The following is a 24043-nucleotide window of genomic DNA, read 5'->3' as shown; positions in this document are numbered from 1 at the left end:
CGCAAGGAGTATTTATGAAACTCATTTCTATCAGTACCCTCTTTTTTCTGGCTCTCTTTTTGGGCGCCTGCTCCCGGGATGGCGAAGAAACATCACTTGAAAGTGAGGGGTCATTTACCGACTCAGATGGGCGTCTTGGTGTACGACAGGTACAGGCATGGCAACGGGTAAACGAAAGTCTTAACACCCTTGCCAAAGTATACGCAGACTCCCTTGCAGACCCGAAGGCTCCGCAGTACGAAGAACAAAAAAATCGGTATACACGCAAACGAGACAGCATCTGTACCGTGGCAGGGCTCTCCGGCGGATATGAGGAGTACCAAGACATTATTCGAGACATGCAGCGACCGGAAAACCGCGCTCTGCTTGATAGTCTGGAAATAAGCGCTCACTGATTTAAAAAAAATATTGCGGCAGAACCGACAGCGATGTATATTATGGCGCAATTACGAAAGCGAGTGTGGTGAAATTGGTAGACACGCCAGACTTAGGATCTGGTGCCGCAAGGTGTGGGGGTTCGACTCCCTCCACTCGCATTTCTGCAAGGATATGTGACATCAGTCAAAACAGAACCCCCCAAAATATAATTCTTCGGAGGAACACGTGGATGCTGTGGTAAGCTCTCCAGAGCCCTGTAAAAAGGTCATTGAAGTAGAAATTCCGGTAGATCAAGTAAACGAACAGTTTGAGAAAAAGCTAAAAAAATATGGCCGTGAGGTTAGCCTCCCGGGGTTCCGTACCGGTAAGGTTCCGGCAAAGGTAATTAAGGCTCGCTTCGGCGACTCTATTCGTGCCGAAGTGATAGAGGGGCTCATCAATGAATCCTATGGAAAGGCATGCAACGATCACAAGATTACCCCCGTGTCCTCACCGGTAATCGAAGATCTTCAGTCTGATGATGTAAACGCTCCCATTACATATAAAGCCAGCGTTGAGGTTGATCCTGAGATCTCTCTTTCCGGGTATAAAGATCTGGACATAGCCGTTGATTTTGAAGAAGTTACTCAAGAGGAAATTGATGGAGCCCTTGATAATATCAAGAGTCAATTCGCTGAATTTTCCGACCTCTCCCGTCCTATTGAAACAGGTGATTTCGTAACCCTTTCCTATAGCGATTTCACGGTGGACGACGATACTCCAGAAGAAGACCCTGCTCCAGGGCTGATCGAAGTTGGCACTGCTCCGCTCGATGAACTCAACTCTGCCCTTCTTGGTATGAACCAAGACGAAGAGAAATCAATCACGGTAACGTTTCCCGACTCCTATCGTATGGAGAAATTCGCAGGGAAGACAGGCTCCTTTTCTATCATTGTGAAGAAAGTTCAGGAACGAACCCTGCCCGAAACCGATGATGCACGTATTCTTGAGATGGCCAAGGTTGATTCTGCCGAAGCATTGCAGGAGCGTCTGAAAAAGGATCTGCAAAAGCAAAAAGATGAAAGCGCAAAAAACAGCGCCTACGAGAAAGCCATCGATCAAATTCTCTCCATGGATGGAAATGACTTTGAGGTTCCCCCTGCACGAATCGAAGCCTATGTGAAGCATATTCGCGAGCAGGAAGCACGCTACTATCCACAAGGAAACCAACCTTCCCTTGAGGAGTACGCTGAGCGTTTCCACGAAACAGCGAAAAAGACCCTCAAACGATTCCGTATTCTTGACTATATTGCCCAGGAAGACAAAATTAAACCATCAAAAGAAGATGTTGATGGAAAGATTCAGGAACTTGCTGATCAATACAACCAAGATTTCGATACCATTAAGGATATGCTTCGCCAAAATGGAGCGACCATCCAGATTCGTGAAGAGCTCAAACATGAAAAAGTGCTTGATACGCTGATTGGAATTATTCCGTGGCCTGAATAAGCACCCTTTCATCATTCAGTACGACAACAGGAGAGAGACTATCTCTCCTGTTTTATTAGGTAATTCTTTTATTTCGGCAATGAGAGAATTATTTTATACCAAACTATGTAAGTAAGCGAGGTGACATGTCTACATTAGTACCAATGGTTGTGGAAGATACCGGGCGTGGCGAACGCTCCTACGATATATACTCACGACTTCTCAAAGAGCGAATTATCTTTATAAGCGGTGAGATATCCGACCATTTGGCAAATTTAGTTGTTGCACAAATGATCTTCCTTGAGTATGAAGATCCGCAAAAGGATATTACCCTCTATATAAACAGTCCTGGCGGGTCTGTTTCTGCCGGTCTATCTATTTATGACACTATGCAGTTTGTTAAACCTGCGGTTTCTACCATCTGCGTTGGCCTTGCTGCCAGCATGGGTGCCGTTATTGCGGCAGCGGGAGAACCGGGAAAGCGCTTTAGCCTTCCTCATTCAAAATATATGCTCCATCAACCCCTTGGGGGCACAACCGGACAGGCTGCGGACATTGCAATTCATGCAAAAGAAATTATCAAGATTAAAGAGCTTCTTGCAGACATCCTCACAAAGCATACGGGAAAACGCAAGGCAACCATCAAACGCGATACAGAGCGTGATTACTATATGAGTGCACAGGATGCAAAGAAGTACAATCTTGTTGATGATATCCTGGAGAAGCGAAGTTAAATGAGTCAAAATAAAGATATCAAGTGCTCCTTTTGCGGAAAGTCCGCGGGCAGTGTCGAAAGCATGATCACTGGCCCCGGTGTCTACATCTGTAATGAATGCGTGCATACATGCAACTCTATTCTTACCAATGGGGAAGAAGACACTGCTGGAAAGAAAAGCGATCAGAACAGCGCCCCCATGGATTATAAGGAGCTGCCAACTCCACGGGAGATGAAGGAGTATTTCGACACCTACATTATTGGGCAGGATGCTGCAAAAATCGGTATATCCGTGGCGGCATACAACCATTATAAGCGTTTGTATTCACGTATTGACCAAGATGACGTGGAATTGGAAAAATCAAACGTCATGCTTTTGGGCCCTACGGGAACAGGGAAAACCCTCATTGCCAAGACTTTGGCAGGTCTTCTTGATGTCCCCTTTACTATTGTAGATGCCACGGTTTTTACTGAAGCAGGCTATGTTGGTGAAGATGTAGAGAATATCCTCGCCCGCCTCTTAAGCGCTGCTGATAACGATGTTGAGCGCGCACAACGAGGCATTATCTATATCGATGAATTTGATAAAATCGGGAGAAAGTCAGCAAACCCATCCATCACCCGAGATGTCTCCGGTGAAGGGGTGCAACAGTCCCTTCTGAAAATTATTGAAGGAACCACAGCCCAGATAGCTCCCAACGGAGGAAGAAAACATCCGGAACAAAAATTAACCGAAATTGATACAACGGATATTCTTTTTATCTGCGGTGGTGCCTTTGTTGGCCTTGAAGATGTCATTGAAAAGCGAACATCACGCGGTGGAATGGGGTTTACCAAGGAGCTTCTTGAAGCAAATAGTGACCGTGAAGACAATCTTTTACAACTCTGTGAACCTCAGGATATTGTCCATTTCGGTATTATTCCTGAGCTCATTGGTCGTATCCCTGTTATCTTTGCACTGCGGCACCTTGATAAGGAAATGATGTTAAAAATACTCAGGGAACCGCAAAACTCCTTGATTAAACAGTATACAAAACTATTTGAGATGGATAACTGTAGCCTTACCTTTGACGATGATGCTCTCCTTGAGGTAGTATCCATTGCAGAGCAAAAAAGACCGGGGCACGGGGATTACGGAATGTGCTCGAAACAGCCATGACACCCATAATGTACGATCTTCCGTCAAAAAAGATATTTCAAATGTACGCATTACCAAAGAGGTTATTCGTTCCGGGAGCGATCCTATTTATACATAATCTATCAAGAGAGTGTCCATGAGTACTGAACAGAATGTCCGGTATGATGAGAGTAAAATAAAAACCTTAGACTCCTTAGAACATATTCGGCTCCGCTCGGGTATGTATATTGGACGTCTTGGTGACGGCTCTCATTATGATGACGGAATCTATGTATTACTCAAGGAAGTCCTGGACAACTCCATAGATGAATTTATCATGGGGAGTGGTCGGGTTATCTCCCTTTCTCTAGAAGAACAAACCATTCGCGTTCGTGATTACGGCCGTGGAATCCCTTTGGGGAAAGTGGTTGATTGCGTCTCTATCATTAATACGGGCGCCAAATACAATAACGAAGTTTTCCAGTTTTCCGTGGGTCTCAACGGTATTGGCACCAAGGCGGTTAACGCTCTCTCAAGCCATTTTCGTGTCATATCCTACCGTGACGGGGCATATACAGAGGCGTTTTTTTCACGGGGAAAATTATTGCACACGGAATCAAATGAGGGAAGTGATGAACCCAACGGGACCTATGTTGAATTTATTCCCGATACAGAAATTTTTGGTACATACGAATTTCGGCGCGAGTACATTGAAAAACGGCTGTGGAATTATGCCTACCTCAATCGGAATCTCCGCATCGACTTTGATGGGAATAGCTATTATTCACGGAGCGGCTTAAAGGATCTCCTCAATGCCGAAATAGAGGAGGATCAACTCTACGACATCTGCTACTACCGCGCAGAAGATGAACGACTGGAGTTTGCCTTTACCCATACAGAAAACTACGGAGAAACCCATTTCTCCTTTGTCAACGGCCAGTATACCAGCGGTGGCGGAACACATCAATCCTTCTTCCGTGAGGGAATTCTTCGCGGTATTCGCGAGTTTTACGGAAAGAACTATGCGGCACAGGATGTTCGTGACGGTGTTGTCGGCGCCATATCCATACGTATTATGGAACCAATCTTTGAAAGCCAGACAAAAAACAAATTGGGCAACCGTGACCTTCGCAAGCAGATTGTAGACCCCGTAAAAAGTGCCGTCACCGATTTTCTTCACAAAAATAGTGATACCGCCTCTATTCTTGAAGAAAAGATTGATAAGAATGAAAAACTGCGGAAAGAGCTTGCCACGGTAAAGAAAAAAGCGCGAACCATTGCAAAGAAAGCATCCATTAAAATACCCAACCTCAAAGATTGTAAGTACCACATCACCGACCCCGATCGAGGAGAAGAAACAACCCTCTTTATTACAGAGGGGTTATCCGCCTCCGGTTCCATGGTCTCTGCTCGTGACCCCAATACACAAGCGGTTTTTTCGCTGAAGGGCAAACCGAAAAATCTCTTTGGACATAAACGTGATGCCATTTATAAAAATGAAGAACTCTATAGTCTGATGATGGCCATGGGAATTGAAGATGACCTTGAACACCTTCGCTACAACAAAATTGTCATTGCAACGGATGCTGATGTGGACGGATTTCACATTCGGAATCTTCTGCTCACCTTCTTCCTCTCCTATTTTGAAGAGCTGGTTGTGGAAAATCATATCTATATTCTTGATACGCCGCTTTTCCGTGTGCGAAATAAAAAAGAGACGCGTTACTGCTATAATGAAACTGAACGGATAGCCGCACAAACAGAGTTGAGTAATCCAGAAACAACTCGTTTTAAAGGCCTTGGAGAGATCTCCCCCGACGAGTTTGGACAGTTTATTGGAGATACCATGCGCCTTGTTGATATCCAGTTGGAATCCCTTCATACGGTAAAGCAGACGCTGCAGTTTTATATGGGAAAAAATACGCCGCAGCGACGAACATTCATCGAAGAAAATTTAGTGTAGCAGGGGTATGGTGAACTACGCATCCTTACCAATGGATGAACTCATTACCCAGGCGGAACTCCTCCTGAGCTATTACGATGGGCCCACCTCTTTGGCCAGTGAGAAGGGAGATCTGGAAAATCTCAAAAACCGTCTCTTCCGCGGGGAGATGCACATTGCCCTTATCGGCCAGTTTAACCGCGGTAAATCAACCTTCCTCAATACCCTCATGGGAGAAGACCTTCTCCCGGTTTCTGTACTCCCCCTAACATCCCTTTCTACAGAAATCAGATATGGGACCACTCCGGGGTTTCGTATCCGCTTTACCCAAGGCAGAGAGATCTATCACCGAGAGTATACCGGCTCTATAAGTGATGCCCTTGTACCGTATGTGGCAGAGCAGGAGAATCCTAAAAACCACAAAAACGTCACCTCTGTGGAAGTTTTCTACCCCCATCCCCTCCTCCACCACGGCACTGTTTTTATTGATACACCGGGCTTTGGATCAACCCATATCCACAACACCCGTGCCACTATCTCACTACTCAAGGAGTGTGATGCTGCACTTTTCATGCTCAGTGCCGATCTTCCCGTAACCCAAATGGAGCTTAATTTTTTAAAAACCATTCAGCCCCATGTGACACAGCTCTTTTTTATCTATAATAAAATTGACCTTCTTACAGAACCGGAACGACGTGAGACCACAGCCTTTATTCTGCACACCCTACAAGAAAAACTCACCCTTGCTGCTCCGCATCTCTTTCAGATCTCCACCAAGGACACCCCGGAGTATCTCCATAAACGGGATGCTCTCACAGCCAAAATACAAGAGTTTATCCAACGGGAAAAGTACTTCTCCCTCGCCCAAGCACTTACCAATAAGCTGCATGATCTCTGTATGGCAGCAGCCCAAAAAGTATCCGCAGATATCCGGGCCCATGCCGCCACTTGTGAAGAGGCAGCACACAAACAGGAAGAAGTTCGCCGCCGCATACAACAAAAAAAGCAAGAGCGAGAGGAAACACGGGCATTTCTCTATCGCGAGGAAAAACGGGTGCGCCACGAACTGCACCACATGGCAGAGCTGCGCTCAGATCAGCTTATTACCCGCGTTGCAGAACTATTATACGCCCATGTACATCTTGAAAAAACGCCGCTGAGCCGTGCCATGCCACAGCTGTTTTCTGTGCTTGCCCTTGTGGCGCAAGAAACCACACACCATCTTCAGGGGCTGCTCACCCGGGAACAGCTCCTAGTGAGCACCAAAACCCACCATGCTTGCACCAGCTCCTCCTTCGAGCTTCCCCTGATTTCACCACAAGCAGCCCTGGAAAAACTACCCCATACTTTTGAACCAGTCCGCCTTCCCCTGTGGAACCGCCAGGAAGCCCGGAAAAAAATCATACTCCGTCGTGCCAAGGAAGTATCCCTCATGCTCCGGAAGGAACTGATAGAACAAACAGAAACAGGTCTTGCCACCCTCTTCTCACATTTTCACTCCCACCTCATGAGTAGTGATACAGATGAAGACAGTTGTCATATTTCATCGATCCCCCCTATACCACCTCAGTGGCACGCCGTAGTAGATCATCTTCACGCCCTGGCAGAACGGAGAAACTGTGCAACACAACATCCTTATTCATGAAAAGGAAATAACGGTAAGAGTACAGGAAGTGGCAGCGCAGATCTCACAGGACTACCCCCACGGGTATATTGCCGTGGGACTTCTCAAGGGAGGTTTTATATTTATGGCAGACCTCCTACGGAATGTAAGTGTCCCCGTGCAGGTAGACTTTCTTACCACCTCTTCATACGGCAATGCTACTGAGAGTCAGGGTCGGGTAAAAATTGTAAAAGATATTGATATCGATATTGCCAATCAAGATATCCTCTTGGTGGAAGATATTGTTGATACGGGTTGTACCCTTCACCATGTAGTAGAACTCTTGCAGCTGCGTTCTCCCCGCTCCATACGCATCGCCTCGTTTCTCAACAAACCCTCACGGCGTATTGCCCCTGTTACACCGGACTACTTCTGTTTTGAAATTCCCGATACCTTCGTATTCGGCTATGGCCTGGATTATCAACAACACCACCGAAATCTTCCCTATCTTGCCTGCCGCACCGAAGAGTAACTCCTTACAGGGTTACCAAAAACCCTAAGAGCGCTCCATAGAGACTACTTGTTACAGGATTTGCCGTTATGGGGCAGCTTCCGGTGCTACAACCGATAAATCGATACAGCAAAAACCCAACCACAGCACCCACTGCAATACCAACAATTTGTCGCATATTCTCTCCTTATTACGGTTTCTCCGTAGGAAACAAGCATAAACCATGCCACCTATCAGAAAAGAAAGACGTCTGGAGTAAGGGGGAGCCGACACAAACAATTCCTGTATCCTGCCTTGTCATGCAATCCACCTGTTCTGAAAAAAGGCGCAACACTTCTGCACCAAATGCATCTATGAGTCGGCCGGCCACTCAGGGGAAGCTCGCAGACTAATCACGGTGCTATCGGTGATAATAATATGATCCAGAAGCTCCACCTGTAGAAGTCGCCCCGCCTCCTTGATGCGGCGGGTAAGATCAATATCAGCAGTGGAGGGATGAGGAGACCCACCGGGATGATTATGTGCAAGAAGCAGGGCCGCTGCACGCACTTCAAAGGCAGATTGAAAAATTTTACTGGGGTACACCGTACAGTGATCTACGGTTCCCCGCGAAATAATTCGTGGGTGAATTACTCGATTTTGATTATCTAAAAAGAGAATCACCGCAAATTCTTCACGCAGGTGGGCATAGGTAAAACGAAGGTAGTTATGAACATCATTCTTATTTCTAATATAGTGACGCCCGGCCATCTCTTCTGAGAGACAGAGCCGTCCAAAATCTCGTATAAGCGAAATAAGAGCCGCCCCGCGACGAGTAATTCCTGCTTCTTCGGTCAACTCCTCTGAAGGCGCCGCAAAGAAACGGCTAAAACTCCCATAGGTATTCCACAGACGCTTGGCCAGGGGCTTTGTATCTCGTCGGGGTATGAGATAGGTAAGAAGCAACTCTACAAGTTCATACTCATACAGTGCTTCTGCGCCATGATTAATATAGCGCTCAAGAAGTCGTTTTCGGTGTCCCCCCGTGTCCATACTGCCTCCCTAGGGATAAAGAGAATCTATGCTCGCAAATATCTCTGACCGTGTGAGGGCGCGGAAAATGGCATCACGTCCCCGTGTTGCCCCGGGAATTCCTTTGATATACCAAGCAAGATGCTTGCGCATATCCTTCAAGGTTCTTCGCGGGCCATATTGTTCTTCATATAATGTGTAGTGATATTTTGCCATGTCCAAACGCTGTCCAATGGAAACAGGAGTATACGTACCCTTTTCCAAAAAAGAGCGAATCTGCGAGAAGATCCACGGTGCCCCGTAGGTTCCCCGAGCAAGCATGAGAGAATCACAGCCAGTCTCTTCATACATCTGCCGTGCCTCCTCGGGGGTGGTGATATCTCCATTTCCAACAACGGGAATAGACACGGTCTCTTTCAACCGGGCAATGCGAGACCAATCAGCCCGTCCACTGTATCCCATGGAACGGGTTCGCGGGTGGAGGGTAACTAAGGCGGCCCCCGCATCTTCGGCCACTGTTCCAAAGAGACAATCTACCAAGGCATCCTTGGTCCATCCTGAGCGAATCTTCACGGTCACGGGAACAGAGCTTTCGCGCACCATGGCACGTATAATGGAGGAAAAGAGTTTTTCCTGTTGCAATAGAGCTGCTCCACCATTTTTCGAAACAACTTTTTTAACGGGGCATCCCGCGTTTAAATCGATAAAATCGGGGGAAAAACGCTCCTGTATCTCTGCTACGGCACGGCCCATCTCATCTGGGTCTGCTCCGAAGAGCTGCACGCCACAAGGCCGATCAGCAGGAGAAACGCGAGCCAAATCTGCTGTCTTTTCAGAACCATAATGCAGTCCCGTGGCACTCACCATTTCCGTCAGGACAATATCAGCACCCATTTCACGGCAGATCTGCCGGTAGACAGGGTCGGAAACCCCAGCCATGGGTGCAAGAAATAATTTATCTGTAAAATCAATCATAGGCCTGCATGGTTATATATTGTATACTACACGATGTAAATATATTTTTTGCTCCCCATATTAACAGAGGCAAGAAGCATAATGCGAATTTATCAAGACGTTCAGTTTAAGACAAATCCGACAATGATTGCATCCTGGCCGGGAATGGGAAATGTGGGAATTATTTCCACAGACTATCTACGCAGTAAGATCAATGCGGATGTTCTCGGTGAAATTGATATGACGCCATATTTTATTCCCGAGTCAATTATTGTTGAAGACGGGGTGGCACAACTCCCGGAGATCCCCCGATCGATACTCTATTACCACCAGGATCCAGACCTCATCATCTTTGAGAGTAATGCACAAATCTCTGGAAAAGAGGGACTCACCATTGTGCGTAAACTCATTCACCTTGCCTTAGAATACGATGTACAACGGCTTTTTACTACCGCCGCCTTCGCCAAGGATGTCTCTCACACGGTCCCTCCCCAAATCTACGGTGCCTACAATAGCAAAGACCTGCTCACGGAGTTTAAAGACTCAGAGATAGAGCCCATGCCCAACGGTTATATTGCCGGTCTCAACGGCCTCATACTGGGGGTTGCAGCAAAATACAATATTGAATCCGCCTGTTTTTTGGGAACCATCCCCTCCTTTGCGACAAACCTTTCCTACCCTAAGGCATCACTGGAAATTATCAAACTTCTGGAAACCCTCCTCGGGATTCACACGGAAAAACAGGAGCTCGAACAGAGCATTCGTCTGGTAGATTCACAATTTTCAGAAATAGAGGAGCGCATTCGCCAATACTATCCCAATGCTATGAAAGATAATGAAGAAGAAGAGGAATGGCATGACCTTGTTGAAGACAGCGAGGTTGACCATGAACGAGAAGTCCCCCGATTTATCATGGATAAAATTGAAAAGCTCTTTGAAGAAGTAAAGCAAGATCGTGAGAAGGCCCCACAGCTAAAAAAAGAGCTTGACCGCTGGAACCTTTACGAACTCTACGAACATCGCTTTCTCAACCTTTTTAAAGATTCAAACAGGGACACGGAACTATGATACGCGTACTCTTTGTCTGCCTCGGAAACATTTGTCGATCACCCTCTGCGGAAGCAGTCTTTCGCCATTTTGTTGAAAAAAATCACCTGGAAGACTGTATTGAGATTGATTCCGCCGGAACATCTGCTTACCACGTCAATGAACCGGCTGATCGGCGCATGCAGAGCCATGCAGAAAAACGGGGCTACACCCTCACAAGTCGGGCACGTCAGTTTACCCCTGCTGATTTTTCTCGGTTTGACTACCTTATCGCCCAAGATAGACAGAATTATGCTGATATGGCAGAGCAGGCATCGAAGGCTGATAGAAAAAAGCTCTTCAAGATGACCGATTTTGCTCAATCAACCTCAGCACAGGACGTACCCGACCCATACTATGGCGGTCCTGCGGGGTTTGAACGTGTCCTTGATATCCTTGAAGACAGCTGTGAGGGCCTTCTTGCTCATATTACTGCGAAGGAGAATCTTCGTGAAATGTCCTAAGACCGTTATGGGACATGCTGTAACCAGATATGAAGCTCTCTCCGGGGGAGACATTGGACAAGCATTTCGTCTTTTTATTGATACGGGAGAATCTTTTTTTTGCAAACAGTATCACCATGATATGATTGCCGAAAAAGAAGCGGCAGGATTACAGGAGCTTGCTCGTTGTACCGCCCTACGCATTCCGCGGGTTATTCACGCCAAAGGGAAAACCCTTATCCTTGAATACATTCAGCCCCAAAGACCGAACAAACAGTTTTATGCCCGCTTTGGCTCTGCCGTGGCACAATTACATCGTTTCAGCAGCCAAACCTTCGGCTTTACCCATGATAACTATATCGGTGCCACACCTCAAATAAATACACCGGAAGAGTCATGGGCGTTCTTTTTCTGCGAGCATCGCTTGGCGCCACAAGTGAAGTGGGCAGTAAGTCGAGGTGCAGGGGAAGCACTACAGCGCTGTTTTTCCGCTGCACGCTCATCAATTGAAACGCTCCTTTCTCAGGTTACAGAACCGCCGGCACTGCTTCATGGTGATCTCTGGGGAGGAAATCACTGCGCTGACGAGCAGGGATCCCCCGTTCTGTTTGATCCCGCAGTCTACTACGGCCATCGCGAGGCAGATCTTGCCATGACATCCCTTTTTGGACAGTTTCCCCGCGCCTTTTATCGCGCCTACGAGGAACACTTTCCCCGCGACAAAAATGAAGCGGCACGCCGCCCCATCTACCAGCTGTATCACATCCTCAACCATTACAATCTTTTTGGCGGTTCCTACCGCACCCAAGCCCTGCGCGTGTTACAGCAGTTTGTCTAACCCGGCAACGGCAGAACAGGGAATAACTTCTGTCCGTTCGAGGGGACGCATGGCGTTGATACACCCTATGGCTTGAAAAGAGGGTATTTCTTCCACGGTAATCCGTCGCGGTTTCAGTATCCCCTGATCCAAAAGAAACTGCCGCATAACACCCGGTAAAAGAGGTGTATCAGGTGTATACCAGGTTGTACCATCCCCAAAACAGAGGGTGCAATAGGAGCTATCTGTCACTACACCATGACGAATACAGATCACATCATCACAGTCGCGGCGCTGTGCAAAAACCTGTTCTATACCCGTCCGATCAGCATATTTATAGGGGTAGGTAAGAGAATCTGCACGAACTACACGAAGGGAACGAATGGGACGATGAGTATAGGGAGTACAGGTAGACTCCACAAAGGCAGAACCGTAGAGAAGACGTATTTTATGGATTCCCGTACGGGGAAGATCCATGCGGGATAGTTCTTCTTCTATGGAAAGATGCCCTGTCCACCCCATGGCCATACGGCTGTCATCAAGTCGCCCCTGATGGTAGTCGATAAGATAGACCTCTCCTTCTTCAAGGCGTATGGATTCAATCAAGAGGGACATACACCTTATCCCGCATTTCTGCATATTCCTGTTCAAGCCTGCTTTGTGCCGTAATTCCTCCCCCACTGCGATAGCGCAACAGCCCGTCGGGCCCCTTCTGGATAAAGCGGATATTTACACAACTATCAACGGTTGTGCCATCAAAGAGCAGGGTAATACCTGTATAGAAGCCCCGGGAATACCCTTCAGCCTCACGAATAATACGAAGTGTCTCTTGTTTAGGAGCACCGCTAATAGATCCTGCCGGCACAAGGGGCAGGAGAATATCCCCCAAGCGGGTTCTCCAATCAGGGGGAAGTACTCCCTCAATATGAGAACTTACTTGCAGGAGGCTTTTATGGGAGGTGTTCAACTGCTCTACATAGCGAAAACGAGTAACCCGCACGTGCCGAGCAACCATGCTGAGATCATTGCGTAGCAAGTCTACAATGGTAGCATGCTCTGCAGCCTCTTTTTTGTCGGCGAGAATACGCATACGTGCATTGGGCACGGATGCATCAATTGTACCTTTCATGGGATAGGTCGAAAGAACTCCTTCTTTGATACGGATAAAGGTTTCCGGAGAAAAAAAGGTGCACTCCCCTGAAAGAAGTACCGCATACTTTGCAACTCCGTTCTCATAAATATCTTCAAGGGATGCCCTTGTGTTCAGAGGGGTTTCGCAGGTATAATTAGCAAGATAGGTATTACCCCGTATGAGATGTTTTTGCACATGATAAAAACCGTGGCTATAGGCTTCACGACTCATAAACACCGGAGATAGATCAGGAAGTTCCCTGGCTTTTTTTCTGTTTCGCTCATGCAGAGCGTGGGGAAAACGAAACTGAATCTCCCCGGGAAGCTGATCAAGACGATGCAGTCGATAGGCGGTACCGTCAAAGGGCAGAAGCAACAGGAAGGGTCTTTGCTCTGCCCCCCACCTATTGAGCTGTTCTTTCAATCGTGTAATAGCACCCTCTCTTTTTTACCAAGAAAATAGTATAGGATTACCAGAGCATCTATAAAAAAAATATCTTTTTTAAACAAAATTCTACCAATGTTTAACAAAAACGAAATATATTATCCCATGTCTTGAGTGCGCGTTTTTATACTTTAACAAGGAGTTACTATGCGCAGAATTCTACTATCAGCCTTTGTGGCACTGTTCGTATGTGGTTTTTCTGTATCAGCCATGGATCTTACCCTTCAGCCAAAGGCCGGTCTTGCCTTTACAAATGCTTGGGGTGATGATGCCGATGCTGACATGATTGTAAACTTTGCCGGTGGTGTTGCCCTTGAAATGGGCCTTTCAGAGAAATTCAGCCTGCAGCCGGAACTGCTTTGGTCTGTCAAGGGTGCAGAAGATGGTGACGCTCTTCGTCTTCACTACCTTGAAATCCCTCTCTTAGCAAAGGTTGACCTTGGCATGCCCTTTCTTTATGCCGGTCCCTCCATGGGGTTTCTCCTTACTGCAACCTACGATGGAGAAACAGAGGTAGGGGGTGAAGATGTAAAAGATTGGTTCGAAACCTTCGACCTTGGTATTGCCATGGGTGGCGGAGTAACAATTAACGATGCCTTCGAAATTGATGCACGCTTTAACCTTGGTCTTCTTAACGTTGATGATGGCCGAGATTTTGATTCCCGCAATATGGCCATTGGCCTGTTCCTTGGATACAATATCCCCTTAAACTAAGGGTATGGAGCCTGCCTTTTATTTGGCAGGCTCTTTTTTCAAAAAAACACACGCCCAATCTCAAAAAAATATATATTGTCCTTGGATGCGTCGTTAGCTCAGTTGGTAGAGCAGCTGACTCTTAATCAGCGGGTCCGGGGTTCGACCCCCTGACGACGCACCACTTTTTTAGCATTCCCCCCCCCATTTTATATCTCTCTGGAACCCCCCCGTGGTCAGATACTATATTTACTGTATCACCCTGTGTCCCGTGAGGCCCGAACCATGCTGAAACAAACGACAATTTTTATTCTTTTTTTTGTATTCTTCATACAGGCAACGTACCCTACACAAGCCTTACCAACCAGAGACTCTACAGCTGAAAGCGCTCTCGAACAAACCATACGGAAACGAAGATCTCATCGTACCTTTACAAACACCGCGCTCTCCGAAGAAGAAATATCCCGGATACTCTTTGCTGGACAAGGCATAACAGAGGACACCCATGGGTTTCGCACAGCCCCTTCGGCTGGGGCAACCTACCCGCTCTCTCTCTATGTATTTACCGAAGAAGGGGTGTTTCTCTATGTTCCCACGGAGCACCACCTCAAAAAAATCTCCTCAGAAGATTCACGAGAAATGCTTTCTCAGGCAGCCTTGGGGCAAGATTTCATTGCCGAAGCGGGGGCAACCTTTCTATTCTCTGCAATACCCCAACGCACCACCAATCGCTACGGAAGTCGCGGTATGCAGTACATCTATATGGAGTGTGGTCACGCAGCACAGAATATGCTTCTGCAAGCAACAGATCTTGGCCTGTCCGGAGTACCCGTGGGTGCTTTCACAGAAGAGGCTCTTCGACCACTCCTGTATCACCCCGATGAGGAAGTCCCTCTCTATATTATCTCTATCGGTAGAGAGCGTTAATACTTACTCCACGGCAGTTACAGTAACCTCGCGTTGAAAGGCGCGAAAATCCTCGGGAAATTCCTCTAGGGGTACTGTGAGAAGATACCCCGACCGATCCGCCCCCGTAAGAGCATACACCGTGAGAGATCTCCCGGACACTGTACTTCTGAGACGTCTGGAAAGGCCATGAACTTCGCGCAGAATATCTTCTTCCGTCCCTTTTTGAGAATAATAGGTCACGCGCGGTGCATCCCCGGAAACATCAAGATATTCCACATCACCATAGTCAGAAAAAATCTCTTCCATGTCAAATACATCTTCTCCAAAAATCTCCCGCATGGTCTGGCGCGTCCGGACAGCTTCTTCATGCATACCATGCTGCTCATAACAGTGCAATAATCCATACCACGCATCAATATTATGTTTATTAAATGAGAGTGCAGCCAAATAGAGCCGCGTTGCCTGCGAACCATGCCTTCCGCACATTTCTCGAGCTTCATCCTGCATACGTTGTGCATCAGCATAGTCTTGGGGGAGCTCCTCTGAAGAAAAGCCATCTTCAGCCAAAGACGATACAGCACGAGGAGTATGCGGTGACGGAGTCGGTGCTTGAGTAGAGGAATCATCCAAAAAAACTGGATCAGCCAGATACCCCCGGCAAGAAGAAGGAGAAAAAGTATCAGCCCAATACTTTCACGGGTATAGCTTCGCGGTGCCGTGGTGGACCGTCTCGTGTGTTCATTTTGTGCCACTTCTATGGGATGAAGAATGGAGGTATGATCCGGGGCAGAACGGTTTGTTTCACCATGTTTTTCCGTGGGACTCCACAGCACCTCAGACGTTTTACCATCCACCATTTTTATAATTCGAAAGGGAATATCCACACTGTGCAATGCCGTAGCCGTACGTACCACTGTCTCCCAGGAAACATCCTCTGCATAGGGAAAATCGCCCTGCAAAAGCTCTTCACGACAACGTCCATAGGAGGTGTTTCTCTTTGTCGATATCTTTCGGGCAAGAATATCAAGCAAATCGCCTTCGAGTAGTTTTTTCAAGAGAATGGAGTATGCCACACCGCCTCCCACAATGAATAAAAATGAAAGAATGGAACTCTGGTAAAGTATAAAATCTTTTCACCATCTCTGCCGTCATTAAATATATATTTAACCGAATAAAATTTTGAACCATGATGTATAAGGGGCATGTATATGGCAAGTGTGAAGAAGCACAGAAAGAAAAAAATCTCTAAACATAAGAGAAAAAAACGTAGCAGAATGAACCGCCATAAAAAGCGATAGTATGTGTACATTCATAAAAGGGGAACCATTCTGGTTCCCCTTTTTTTACTCACCGTATTCTTGAAGAACAGGAACCTTCATGGTATACTCCATCCATACGACGCGTTAAGGAGTGTACCATGTGTGGAATTGTTGGGTATGTGGGAGAAGGCGAAAAAAAAGAGATCCTTTTGAGTGGATTGCGGGAACTTGAATATCGCGGATATGATTCCGCAGGAATTGCCCTTATGGATCAGGCGGGCATTCATCATTTTAAAGCAGCGGGAAAGCTATCATATCTCGAAGCCAAAACTGCTGAATTTACGAGTGCCTCCTTTGGCATAGGCATTGGGCATACACGCTGGGCAACCCATGGGAAACCAAATGAGATAAATGCTCACCCCCATCTGGGAAAATACAGCTTCGTGGTACACAACGGTATTATAGAAAACTACCAAGAGCTTAAAGGGAGGCTTCAAAAGAAGGGTGTTTCATTTCTCAGCCAAACAGATACAGAAGTAATCGTCCATCTCTTTGAATACTACAACGAAATACATACTGATCCCTTTTGTGCCTTTGAGAAAACGATTGGCGATCTTCAGGGCGCCTATGCAATTCTCCTTATTACCAAGGCTTCACCGAATCATATCTTTTTTGCCAAAGAGGGCTCTCCCTTGATACTCGGTACCGATGCACAAAACCACGTCTACATCGGCTCATCTGACGCAGCCCTTATCGGAAAAGCCCACACCGTCACCTACCTTGAAGATGGACAGTATGGCCGAGTTTACAAAGGCGCCCTGGAGATCTTTGTGCAGGGAAAACAGATCCTTCCCCCCATGGTGCCCTTACAACGTAATACGCTCTATGCACAAAAAGAAGGCTACCGTTTTTTCATGGAGAAAGAGATCTATGAGCAAAGTAGTGTCTTAAGTAATGCCATGCTGGGACGCCTTCGAGAGAAAGATATTTTCTTTGAAGAGATCACCCCTTCTTTTCTGTCCCATATCAGCCATATCACCTTTTGTGCCTGTGGAACAAGCTACCATGCCGCCCTTAGTGCAGCCTATCTATTTGAACGTTTAGCTCAGGTGAGCACCTCTGTGGAAATTGCCAGTGAGTTTCGTTACAAAAAGCCCTATATCCAAGAGGGCACTCTCTTTATTGTAATATCACAAAGCGGTGAGACAGCTGATACCCTAGAAGCATTGAAGAGGGCAAAACGCAGCACGGCCAAAACCCTTGCCATTTGCAATGTGGACAATTCATCCATCGTCCGCACAGCCGACACCACTCTCCTTACCCGAGCCGGCATAGAAAAGGGGGTCGCAAGTACCAAGGCTTTTGCCACGCAAATGCTAGTACTCTGGATGCTCGCATTGGAAATGGGAAAAGAAACTATGACCAGTACTGAATATGCCGAAAATATCCGCGCTCTGCGAAAGATTCCAACGGCTACACAGGTTTCCACCGAAACCCATGAACGAATTCAACGCCTTTCAAAACGGTATCTCCATGGGCACGGATTCTTTTTCATCGGACGAGACATTTTCTATCCCCTTGCCCTGGAAGGGGCTTTAAAATTAAAAGAAATATCCTATCTTCATGCCGAAGGATACCCTTCGGGAGAGATGAAGCATGGGCCCATTGCCCTTGTAGACAGTGAACTCTTTACCATCTGTCTCATGCCCAAAACCACCCTCTATGAAAAAAATCGAAGCAATGTTGAAGAGCTGAGTGCCCGGGATGCAACCATCTGTGCAATTACTCCGGAGCCTTTTTCCCTCGCCGACGACCTCATCTACACAAAACATACAGAACACCCTATGTGTGAATTTTTTGAAATGATGGTGGTGCTACAGCTTCTTTCCCTGGAGATTGCAATCCGTCTCGGGAATGATGTTGACATGCCACGAAACTTGGCAAAAAGCGTCACCGTGGAGTAAGCAATGGAAAAAACCACTAGGGACCTCTGGCACGCTCCCGTTTATACCGTATTCGCCCAACCTTGTCTTGCCACAAGGGGGAGTACTACGATGTATCGGGGTACGTTTATAACACGGTAATAATTCTGATTGATATGGTATTTGTTTGTAAAAGTTGGAGGCGGCATCCAGATTCGAACTGGAGAATGGAGGTTTTGCAGACCTCTGCCTTACCACTTGGCTATGCCGCCTGAAATATGGAGCGAGAGACGAGGTTCGAACTCGCGACAGCCACCTTGGCAAGGTGGTGCTCTACCAACTGAGCTACTCTCGCATATATGGTAGCGGGAGGAGGAATCGAACCTCCGACCTTCGGGTTATGAGCCCGACGAGCTACCTGGCTGCTCCATCCCGCGATATATCAAAGAAAATAAGCTGGAGCGAGAGACGAGGTTCGAACTCGCGACAGCCACCTTGGCAAGGTGGTGCTCTACCAACTGAGCTACTCTCGCTTCAAAGTCGGCATAAATATAATTCTTTGTGTGTGGGAAGTCAAAGGGAATTACGATTAATCAGGATTATTATTTTGTGCAAGCCCAACAGCACCACCAACAAAGAGCATAAAAAACACACCGCTCAACACATGTGAACGGTGTGAAGGGCTTGATTCATGGGGGACATCCGTACGAAAGTCACGGGAATCACCAAAATATGCTTCAGCGTACATACTATCTATGGAAAAGATGAGCTCCTCTGGAATGGTATCTTCCGCCGAGAGAAGAACGATACACACCAGTGAAAGAATGGCAACTTTCATTAGAGTTTCGCCGAAATAATTTTGGTTACCTCACCGGGGTTTGCCTTTCCACGAGTTGCTTTCATAACCTGTCCCATGAAGAAAGAAATCAACTTCTTCTCCCCTGCTTGCAAGCGTTCTACCTCGCGGGGGTTTTCGGCAAAAATGGTATCAACAATCCCTGCAAGTTCGGAAGAGTCTGATATCTGCACCAGCCCGAGGCGATCAACCACTGCTGCGGGGGACTCCCCCGACTCTTCTACTTCATTGAGCACCCGTTTTCCCGCCGAGGCAGAAATCTTTCCATCTCGCACCATCATAATAATATCCGCGAGCACGGTGGGAGTAACATGGAGCTCTTCGAGGGGGACTCCCCGCTCTTTCCGAAGACGTAAAATCTCACTCATTATCCATCCGGCAGATTTTTTAATATCCTGTGTCTGAGAGACAACCTCTTCAAAATAGTCGGCAAGGGAAATTGATTCGGTTAATACCTGTACGGCATCTTCGTCCAACTCATATTCTCGGGCAAATCGACTCTCTTTTTCCCGGGGAAGCTCTGGAAGGGATTTCTCAATCTCTGCAATCTCTTCAGCGGTAATCACCACTGGCGCCAAATCGGGGTCTGGAAAATAGCGATAGTCGTGTGCATCTTCCTTTGTCCGCATGGTCTTTGTAATCTTCTGTGCAGCATCCCAAAGCAACGTCTGCTGTACCACCTCACCACCCCGTATGAGAATATCTTTTTGCCGTGCTATTTCATATTCAATTGCTTTTTCTACATTGCGAAAGGAGTTCATATTTTTCAGCTCTGTCTTTGTTCCAAGCTCCTTCTGCCCCTGAGGACGTAAGGAAATATTGGCATCGCAACGGAAGCTTCCCTCCTCCATATTGCAATCGCAAATATCAAGATACTCCAATATTTTCTTCAATTGCACCAAATATAAGTATGCTTCGCGGGATGAGCGCATATCGGGTTCGCTCACAATTTCTATGAGAGGTGTTCCACATCGATTTACGTCAAAAAGAGAGTCCACATCTTTATCGTGAATGAGCTTTCCCGCATCTTCTTCCAAATGAATCCGGGTAATTCCAAGTCGCTTTGGACCAGAAGGAAGGGAGATATCCAGATAGCCCCCTTCGCAAATTGGTTCTTCATACTGGGAGATTTGATACCCCTTGGGAAGATCTGCATAGAAATAGTTCTTTCGAGCAAAAATGGAGTGCTCACGAATCGAGCAATGGGTTGCCTTTCCTGCAAGAACAGCCATATCACGAGCTGCCTTATTCATAACCGGTAACGCCCCGGGTAATCCGAGACACACAGGACAACCATGACTATTTGCCGCATCACCAAAGGATGTGGCACATCCGCAAAATATCTTTGTATTGGTCTTTAACTGCGCGTGAACTTCCAGCCCTATAACTACTTCGTACTGCAAAATCACTCCTACCTGATTAATCATTTACTCAAAATATATGTTACGCCTCACATACAGCCACAGGGAAAATCAAACAATCTCATCCCTTAAAAGAGCGACATATACGCATACCACAAGGGCTCCCCCCACAGTAGGGAGATACAAAGACCAAGATATAAGGCCGGGCCAAAGGGTATGGGCGTGTTTGCCCCGTCCTCTCCCCGTATCATAAAAACAACCGAAAAAACCAACCCCACCAGGGCACCCAAAAAGATAGTTCCTGCCGCTATGGGTGCTCCCCACACAGCGCCAAACCATGCAAGCATTTTTACATCACCCCCGCCCATGGCTTCACGTCCAAGAAATTTTTTTCCGGTGAGGGCAAAGAAGAGAAGAATTCCTCCCCCGCATATCGCGCCGAGGAACGCTTCAACAGGAGAAAGCCCTCCCGGTACAAAACTGAGAAGCATGGCCAAAACAAGCCCTCCAAGGGTAAAGGAGTCAGGAATAATATAATGATGCATATCAATAAGAGAGATGGGGATCAGCAATACCAGTGTCGCATACTGCAGAAAGAACACCGCAACGTGTTGCTCCTGTATTGTATGCCGAAAGAGAAAATAATAGAGCATCGTGGAGAATATTCCCGTCGCCAGCTCAACTGCAGGATATTCCTGAGAGATGGGAGCTGCGCAGAAACGGCATTTTCCTCGCAGATATAGGTAGCTCACAACAGGAATATTGTCATACCAACTCAGCGTATTTTCACAGCGGGGACAGCGGGATCGCGGTGAGATAATAGAAAGCCCGAGAGGCATACGATGAATGAGGACATTAAAAAAAGATCCGAAAAGCAGGCCTGCTCCAAAGAAGGCAAGCCCCATATATATCGGTGAATATTCCATAGATCAGTTCCGCTGAATTCCCACAACAACGTCATCTTCAAGCATAAAAAGGACATCGTCCCCGCGGTCGTAGTACAAATGCTCTTGGGTTGCCCAGGGTTCACGAACATGGGTCACTTCCGAGGGCTCACCGAGCATAAAAATGAGGACATCACGACTCATTCCCACGTTGTACTCACCATCGTACAAGCTAGTAGAATCAATGGAATTAATGTCATGGGTCGCCATATACTCTTCCATCTCCTGTCGTGAAGGAAGTGGGCGTTGACGCGAAGCACACCCAATAAGAAGAGCTACCACAGATACACAAAATAAAATCATCTTCATAGAGAAACAACCTTTCCAAAGAATATATCCAGTAATATAATACAGAGTTACTTCCTCCTCCGAATTTTATTTAGCAGATCCCGTGCGGAAATAAAACCAAGGTAATTAAAGAGCGAGAGAAGGAGAAAGAAGGGCATACCCCCGACCACAAAAATGCGGACCGCTGGAGGTGCCTGATCGACAATGGGGAAACGTGAAATACCTAAAGCCATAAGTGCCCCGGGAGAAGAGAGAGCAATTACCCCCACTAGACGAAGCCAGAGGAAGTGGACCTTTGAATCAGGGAAGAGCTTCTTCCAGTATCCTGAAAGAAGAATGAAAATAAGGGCTGAAAACAGTGCCGATGGAAAGGCCACGCCCACAACGCCCCAGGTCTGACTCAAAATAAAAAAGAGGGGAAGCACCAGTACGAGAGAAATTGTTGTGATGATGGTGGGGGTCAGGGTTTTTTCAAATGCATAATACAACCGGTTAAACAAAAAAACCGCTGTGAAGAAAAAGAGCCCCGGTGCATACGCCGTAAGGGCGCGTGAGGTAATCAGAGTAGAGTGGGCTGTGAATGCACGGCGTTCAAACAACAGGGCAATGAGGTCATAGCTGACAAAGGGGAGTATCCACGTAATACTCCACAGGATAACTCCAATTTGTACAATGAGAGGAAAAAGGGTCTCCTCAATATCTTTTCGTCTATTTTCCATGGCCATTTCTGTAATAAAGGGATACATCCCTGAAGCGATAGATTGCCCCAAGAGCGCAACCAGCACCATGAACAATCTATAGGAGTAGTCTAAGGCACTAACCGATCCAATACCATCGCTGCTTCGTGCACCGAAAAAACGAATTAACACCATGTTGGAATAGGTAAACCCAACCCCAATAATAAGGGGAAGCGTCTTAAGACCCCAATGGCGAAGATGGGGGTCACGGAATGAAAACCGTGGATACCACTGCACTGCACAGCACTGCATACCGGGAAGCTGGAATACCACATTACCGAGGAAAGCCCCCACCAATACCCCCACAGAAAACCCGGCTACACCATGGGATTCAAACAAGGCAACACCACAAATAATTATACCCACGTTGTAGATCAGCGGCGTAAGAGCGGGATATAAGAACGACTGCCGTGAAAATTGTATGCCCTTTATAACGGCTCCCCAGAAGAAAAAAAGTTGTGCCGGCAGTACCAAGCGGGTCAGCGATACGGCAAGGTCTTGCGACTCTCCATGAAGTTCCTGTCCTCCCACAAATGCAATGAATGCCGGTGTAATAAGATAGCCCAAGACAATAGAAAAGAGAAAGATCACCGTGCCCACGTTTAACAGGTTTGACACAAACTCATGGGCCTCACGGGGTGACCTTTTTTCTAAGGATTGGTAGAGCGGGATAAAGGTAACAGTAAGACAACCGCCGGCTAAGATGTAATTGAGTGTATCAGGTAAGAGAAACGAAAGCGCATAGGCATCAGCGATATGATCAGTCCCAATAAAACCGGCTTGTATCTGTGTCCGTACAAACCCGATAACGCGGCTAAGCACGTTGGACAGAAACATGAGAACAACCGCAGCGGCAACGCCTTTTTTCACATTTTTATTCATTCCCACCCTCTCTACAGATAGTATATTGGAAAATACATTTATCCCAAAGGAAGACCTATGGATCAACAGATAATCAATGTAGAAACAAAAATAGCCTTTCTTGAACACCACCTTGATGAAGTAAACAAGACCCTTTTTCGTCAGGAAGAAGAGATACAGCTACTCCAGGAGTGCCTCCGGCAGCTTCAAGAAAAGGTAAAAAATAACGATACTACTTCAGTGGGGCATATTTCAGAAGAACCGCCGCCCCCCCATTACTAAAAAAAGACCGGCTGAGTAAGCCGGTCTTATGAGTGCGCACCGCATCAAAGCTGTTATTTTTCCAAATATTCCTCAACGGTTTCAGTACATTTGTCGATGGAAATCAGCTTGGGGAAATCGCTTTCAGGAATCTTCACACCAAACTCTTTTTCCATGCCAGCAAGTACTTCCAAGAGTGCCATGGAATCAAGTTCAAGGTCATCCACAAGATGAGAATCATCCTGTACCTCAGACTCATCAATATCCATATCCTCGGCAATTTCCACAATCAGTTCACGAATTGCATCTTTAATTTCATCATGAGAAGGCAT

25 protein-coding genes, 6 tRNA genes and 1 pseudogene are annotated in these 24043 nt (G+C 46.8%); 16 read left to right on the top strand and 16 right to left on the bottom strand.

Features of this window, described 5'->3' with window-relative positions; genetic code table 11:
* Positions 1-14 precede the first annotated feature (14 nt).
* The 8 genes and pseudogenes from CALK_RS04340 (at position 15) to hpt (ending at position 7754) form a co-directional block, all read left to right on the top strand.
* Positions 15-395, top strand: coding sequence for a hypothetical protein (locus CALK_RS04340; RefSeq protein ID WP_022636441.1), 381 nt, complete (start codon positions 15-17; stop codon positions 393-395).
* Positions 396-454: 59 nt separating this feature from the next.
* Positions 455-536, top strand: a tRNA-Leu gene (locus tag CALK_RS04335).
* Positions 537-603: 67 nt separating this feature from the next.
* Positions 604-1866, top strand: a complete 1263-nt coding sequence (gene tig / locus CALK_RS04330) for a trigger factor (RefSeq protein ID WP_022636440.1) — start codon at positions 604-606, stop codon at positions 1864-1866.
* A 125-nt stretch (positions 1867-1991) separates the two neighbouring features.
* Entirely contained in the window at positions 1992-2579 is a 588-nt protein-coding gene (gene clpP / locus CALK_RS12790) for an ATP-dependent Clp endopeptidase proteolytic subunit ClpP (protein WP_034636716.1), read from the top strand.
* Positions 2580-3816, top strand: a pseudogene (gene clpX, locus CALK_RS04320) (ATP-dependent Clp protease ATP-binding subunit ClpX). It begins immediately after the preceding gene.
* A gap of 18 nt (positions 3817-3834) precedes the next feature.
* Complete coding sequence (locus tag CALK_RS04315; RefSeq protein WP_022636437.1) at positions 3835-5640, top strand: DNA topoisomerase IV subunit B; 1806 nt, start codon at positions 3835-3837, stop codon at positions 5638-5640.
* Between the two features lie 7 nt (positions 5641-5647).
* A complete protein-coding gene (locus CALK_RS12050) occupies positions 5648-7264 on the top strand; it encodes a dynamin family protein (RefSeq protein WP_081697996.1) in 1617 nt (538 codons plus the stop codon).
* Entirely contained in the window at positions 7239-7754 is a 516-nt protein-coding gene (gene hpt, locus CALK_RS04305; RefSeq protein WP_022636435.1) for a hypoxanthine phosphoribosyltransferase, read from the top strand. The genes CALK_RS12050 and hpt overlap by 26 nt, the downstream gene beginning before the upstream one ends.
* A gap of 4 nt (positions 7755-7758) precedes the next feature.
* Here the strand turns inward: hpt and CALK_RS13135 are convergent, their stop codons facing one another.
* The 3 genes from CALK_RS13135 to dusB form a co-directional block, all read right to left on the bottom strand.
* Positions 7759-7911, bottom strand: coding sequence for a DUF6132 family protein (locus CALK_RS13135; RefSeq protein WP_022636434.1), 153 nt, complete (start codon positions 7909-7911; stop codon positions 7759-7761).
* 173 nt (positions 7912-8084) lie between these two features.
* Positions 8085-8765 (bottom strand): RadC family protein, encoded by a 681-nt coding sequence (gene radC / locus CALK_RS04300; RefSeq protein WP_022636433.1) that lies wholly within the window; start codon positions 8763-8765, stop codon positions 8085-8087.
* A 9-nt stretch (positions 8766-8774) separates the two neighbouring features.
* Positions 8775-9719: a tRNA dihydrouridine synthase DusB gene (gene dusB / locus CALK_RS04295; RefSeq protein ID WP_022636432.1), complete on the bottom strand. Its 945-nt coding sequence runs from the start codon at positions 9717-9719 to the stop codon at positions 8775-8777.
* A gap of 81 nt (positions 9720-9800) precedes the next feature.
* On the opposite strand from dusB, the gene CALK_RS04290 reads away from it, so the two are divergent.
* From CALK_RS04290 to CALK_RS04280, 3 genes are read left to right on the top strand one after another with little or no spacing between them, the layout of a single operon-like run.
* Positions 9801-10766 carry a PAC2 family protein gene (locus tag CALK_RS04290; protein ID WP_022636431.1) on the top strand — a complete coding sequence of 322 codons (966 nt, stop codon included), beginning with the start codon at positions 9801-9803 and terminating at the stop codon, positions 10764-10766.
* The gene (locus CALK_RS04285) at positions 10763-11248 is read left to right on the top strand and encodes a low molecular weight protein-tyrosine-phosphatase (protein WP_022636430.1); all 486 of its coding nucleotides are present in this window, start codon (positions 10763-10765) and stop codon (positions 11246-11248) included. The genes CALK_RS04290 and CALK_RS04285 overlap by 4 nt, the downstream gene beginning before the upstream one ends.
* On the top strand, positions 11235-12065 hold the full coding sequence (locus CALK_RS04280) for a fructosamine kinase family protein (protein WP_022636429.1): 831 nt from the start codon (positions 11235-11237) through the stop codon (positions 12063-12065). The genes CALK_RS04285 and CALK_RS04280 overlap by 14 nt, the downstream gene beginning before the upstream one ends.
* On the opposite strand, the gene CALK_RS04275 is transcribed toward CALK_RS04280, so the two are convergent.
* Both CALK_RS04275 and CALK_RS04270 read right to left on the bottom strand, forming a co-directional pair.
* Positions 12048-12659 carry an aminotransferase class IV gene (locus CALK_RS04275; RefSeq protein ID WP_022636428.1) on the bottom strand — a complete coding sequence of 204 codons (612 nt, stop codon included), beginning with the start codon at positions 12657-12659 and terminating at the stop codon, positions 12048-12050. The two genes, CALK_RS04280 and CALK_RS04275, sit on opposite strands and share 18 nt — an antisense overlap.
* Positions 12643-13599: an aminodeoxychorismate synthase component I gene (locus CALK_RS04270; protein ID WP_022636427.1), complete on the bottom strand. Its 957-nt coding sequence runs from the start codon at positions 13597-13599 to the stop codon at positions 12643-12645. The genes CALK_RS04275 and CALK_RS04270 overlap by 17 nt, the downstream gene beginning before the upstream one ends.
* Positions 13600-13767: 168 nt before the next feature.
* Here CALK_RS04270 and CALK_RS04265 point away from each other — a divergent pair, with 168 nt between their 5' ends.
* From CALK_RS04265 to CALK_RS12525, 3 genes are all read left to right on the top strand, one after another.
* Positions 13768-14334 (top strand): porin family protein, encoded by a 567-nt coding sequence (locus CALK_RS04265; protein ID WP_022636426.1) that lies wholly within the window; start codon positions 13768-13770, stop codon positions 14332-14334.
* A gap of 87 nt (positions 14335-14421) precedes the next feature.
* A tRNA-Lys gene (locus tag CALK_RS04260) sits at positions 14422-14497 on the top strand.
* Between the two features lie 101 nt (positions 14498-14598).
* Complete coding sequence (locus CALK_RS12525; RefSeq protein ID WP_022636425.1) at positions 14599-15240, top strand: SagB/ThcOx family dehydrogenase; 642 nt, start codon at positions 14599-14601, stop codon at positions 15238-15240.
* A 3-nt stretch (positions 15241-15243) separates the two neighbouring features.
* Here CALK_RS12525 and CALK_RS04250 read toward each other — a convergent pair whose 3' ends face one another.
* Complete coding sequence (locus CALK_RS04250) at positions 15244-15852, bottom strand: hypothetical protein (RefSeq protein WP_022636424.1); 609 nt, start codon at positions 15850-15852, stop codon at positions 15244-15246.
* Between the two features lie 787 nt (positions 15853-16639).
* Here CALK_RS04250 and glmS point away from each other — a divergent pair.
* Positions 16640-18445 carry a glutamine--fructose-6-phosphate transaminase (isomerizing) gene (gene glmS, locus CALK_RS04240; protein WP_022636423.1) on the top strand — a complete coding sequence of 602 codons (1806 nt, stop codon included), beginning with the start codon at positions 16640-16642 and terminating at the stop codon, positions 18443-18445.
* Between the two features lie 155 nt (positions 18446-18600).
* Here glmS and CALK_RS04235 read toward each other — a convergent pair.
* The 9 genes from CALK_RS04235 to murJ all read right to left on the bottom strand — a co-directional run bounded on the left by CALK_RS04235 (position 18601) and on the right by murJ (position 23471).
* Positions 18601-18675 (bottom strand) — tRNA-Cys (locus CALK_RS04235).
* A 7-nt stretch (positions 18676-18682) separates the two neighbouring features.
* Positions 18683-18758: transfer RNA gene (locus CALK_RS04230), tRNA-Gly, on the bottom strand.
* Between the two features lie 5 nt (positions 18759-18763).
* A tRNA-Met gene (locus CALK_RS04225) sits at positions 18764-18840 on the bottom strand.
* Between the two features lie 20 nt (positions 18841-18860).
* Positions 18861-18936 (bottom strand) — tRNA-Gly (locus CALK_RS04220).
* Between the two features lie 56 nt (positions 18937-18992).
* The gene (locus CALK_RS04215) at positions 18993-19241 is read right to left on the bottom strand and encodes a hypothetical protein (protein WP_022636422.1); all 249 of its coding nucleotides are present in this window, start codon (positions 19239-19241) and stop codon (positions 18993-18995) included.
* Positions 19241-20668: an Asp-tRNA(Asn)/Glu-tRNA(Gln) amidotransferase subunit GatB gene (gatB, locus tag CALK_RS04210; RefSeq protein ID WP_420806139.1), complete on the bottom strand. Its 1428-nt coding sequence runs from the start codon at positions 20666-20668 to the stop codon at positions 19241-19243. The genes CALK_RS04215 and gatB overlap by 1 nt, the downstream gene beginning before the upstream one ends.
* Positions 20669-20748: 80 nt before the next feature.
* Positions 20749-21546: a prepilin peptidase gene (locus CALK_RS04205; protein WP_022636420.1), complete on the bottom strand. Its 798-nt coding sequence runs from the start codon at positions 21544-21546 to the stop codon at positions 20749-20751.
* A gap of 3 nt (positions 21547-21549) precedes the next feature.
* On the bottom strand, positions 21550-21873 hold the full coding sequence (locus CALK_RS04200) for a hypothetical protein (protein WP_022636419.1): 324 nt from the start codon (positions 21871-21873) through the stop codon (positions 21550-21552).
* Between the two features lie 47 nt (positions 21874-21920).
* A complete protein-coding gene (gene murJ, locus CALK_RS04195) occupies positions 21921-23471 on the bottom strand; it encodes a murein biosynthesis integral membrane protein MurJ (protein WP_022636418.1) in 1551 nt (516 codons plus the stop codon).
* Positions 23472-23528: 57 nt separating this feature from the next.
* Here murJ and CALK_RS04190 point away from each other — a divergent pair, with 57 nt between their 5' ends.
* Positions 23529-23732, top strand: a complete 204-nt coding sequence (locus CALK_RS04190) for a SlyX family protein (protein ID WP_022636417.1) — start codon at positions 23529-23531, stop codon at positions 23730-23732.
* A 53-nt stretch (positions 23733-23785) separates the two neighbouring features.
* Here the strand turns inward: CALK_RS04190 and CALK_RS04185 are convergent, their stop codons facing one another.
* Positions 23786-24043: an acyl carrier protein gene (locus CALK_RS04185; protein ID WP_022636416.1), complete on the bottom strand. Its 258-nt coding sequence runs from the start codon at positions 24041-24043 to the stop codon at positions 23786-23788.

It is taken from the genome of Chitinivibrio alkaliphilus ACht1, assembly GCF_000474745.1.
GTDB classification, from domain to species: domain Bacteria; phylum Fibrobacterota; class Chitinivibrionia; order Chitinivibrionales; family Chitinivibrionaceae; genus Chitinivibrio; species Chitinivibrio alkaliphilus.
Note: the sequence above shows the minus strand (reverse complement) of the source record. Positions and strands in the feature narration are given on the sequence as shown.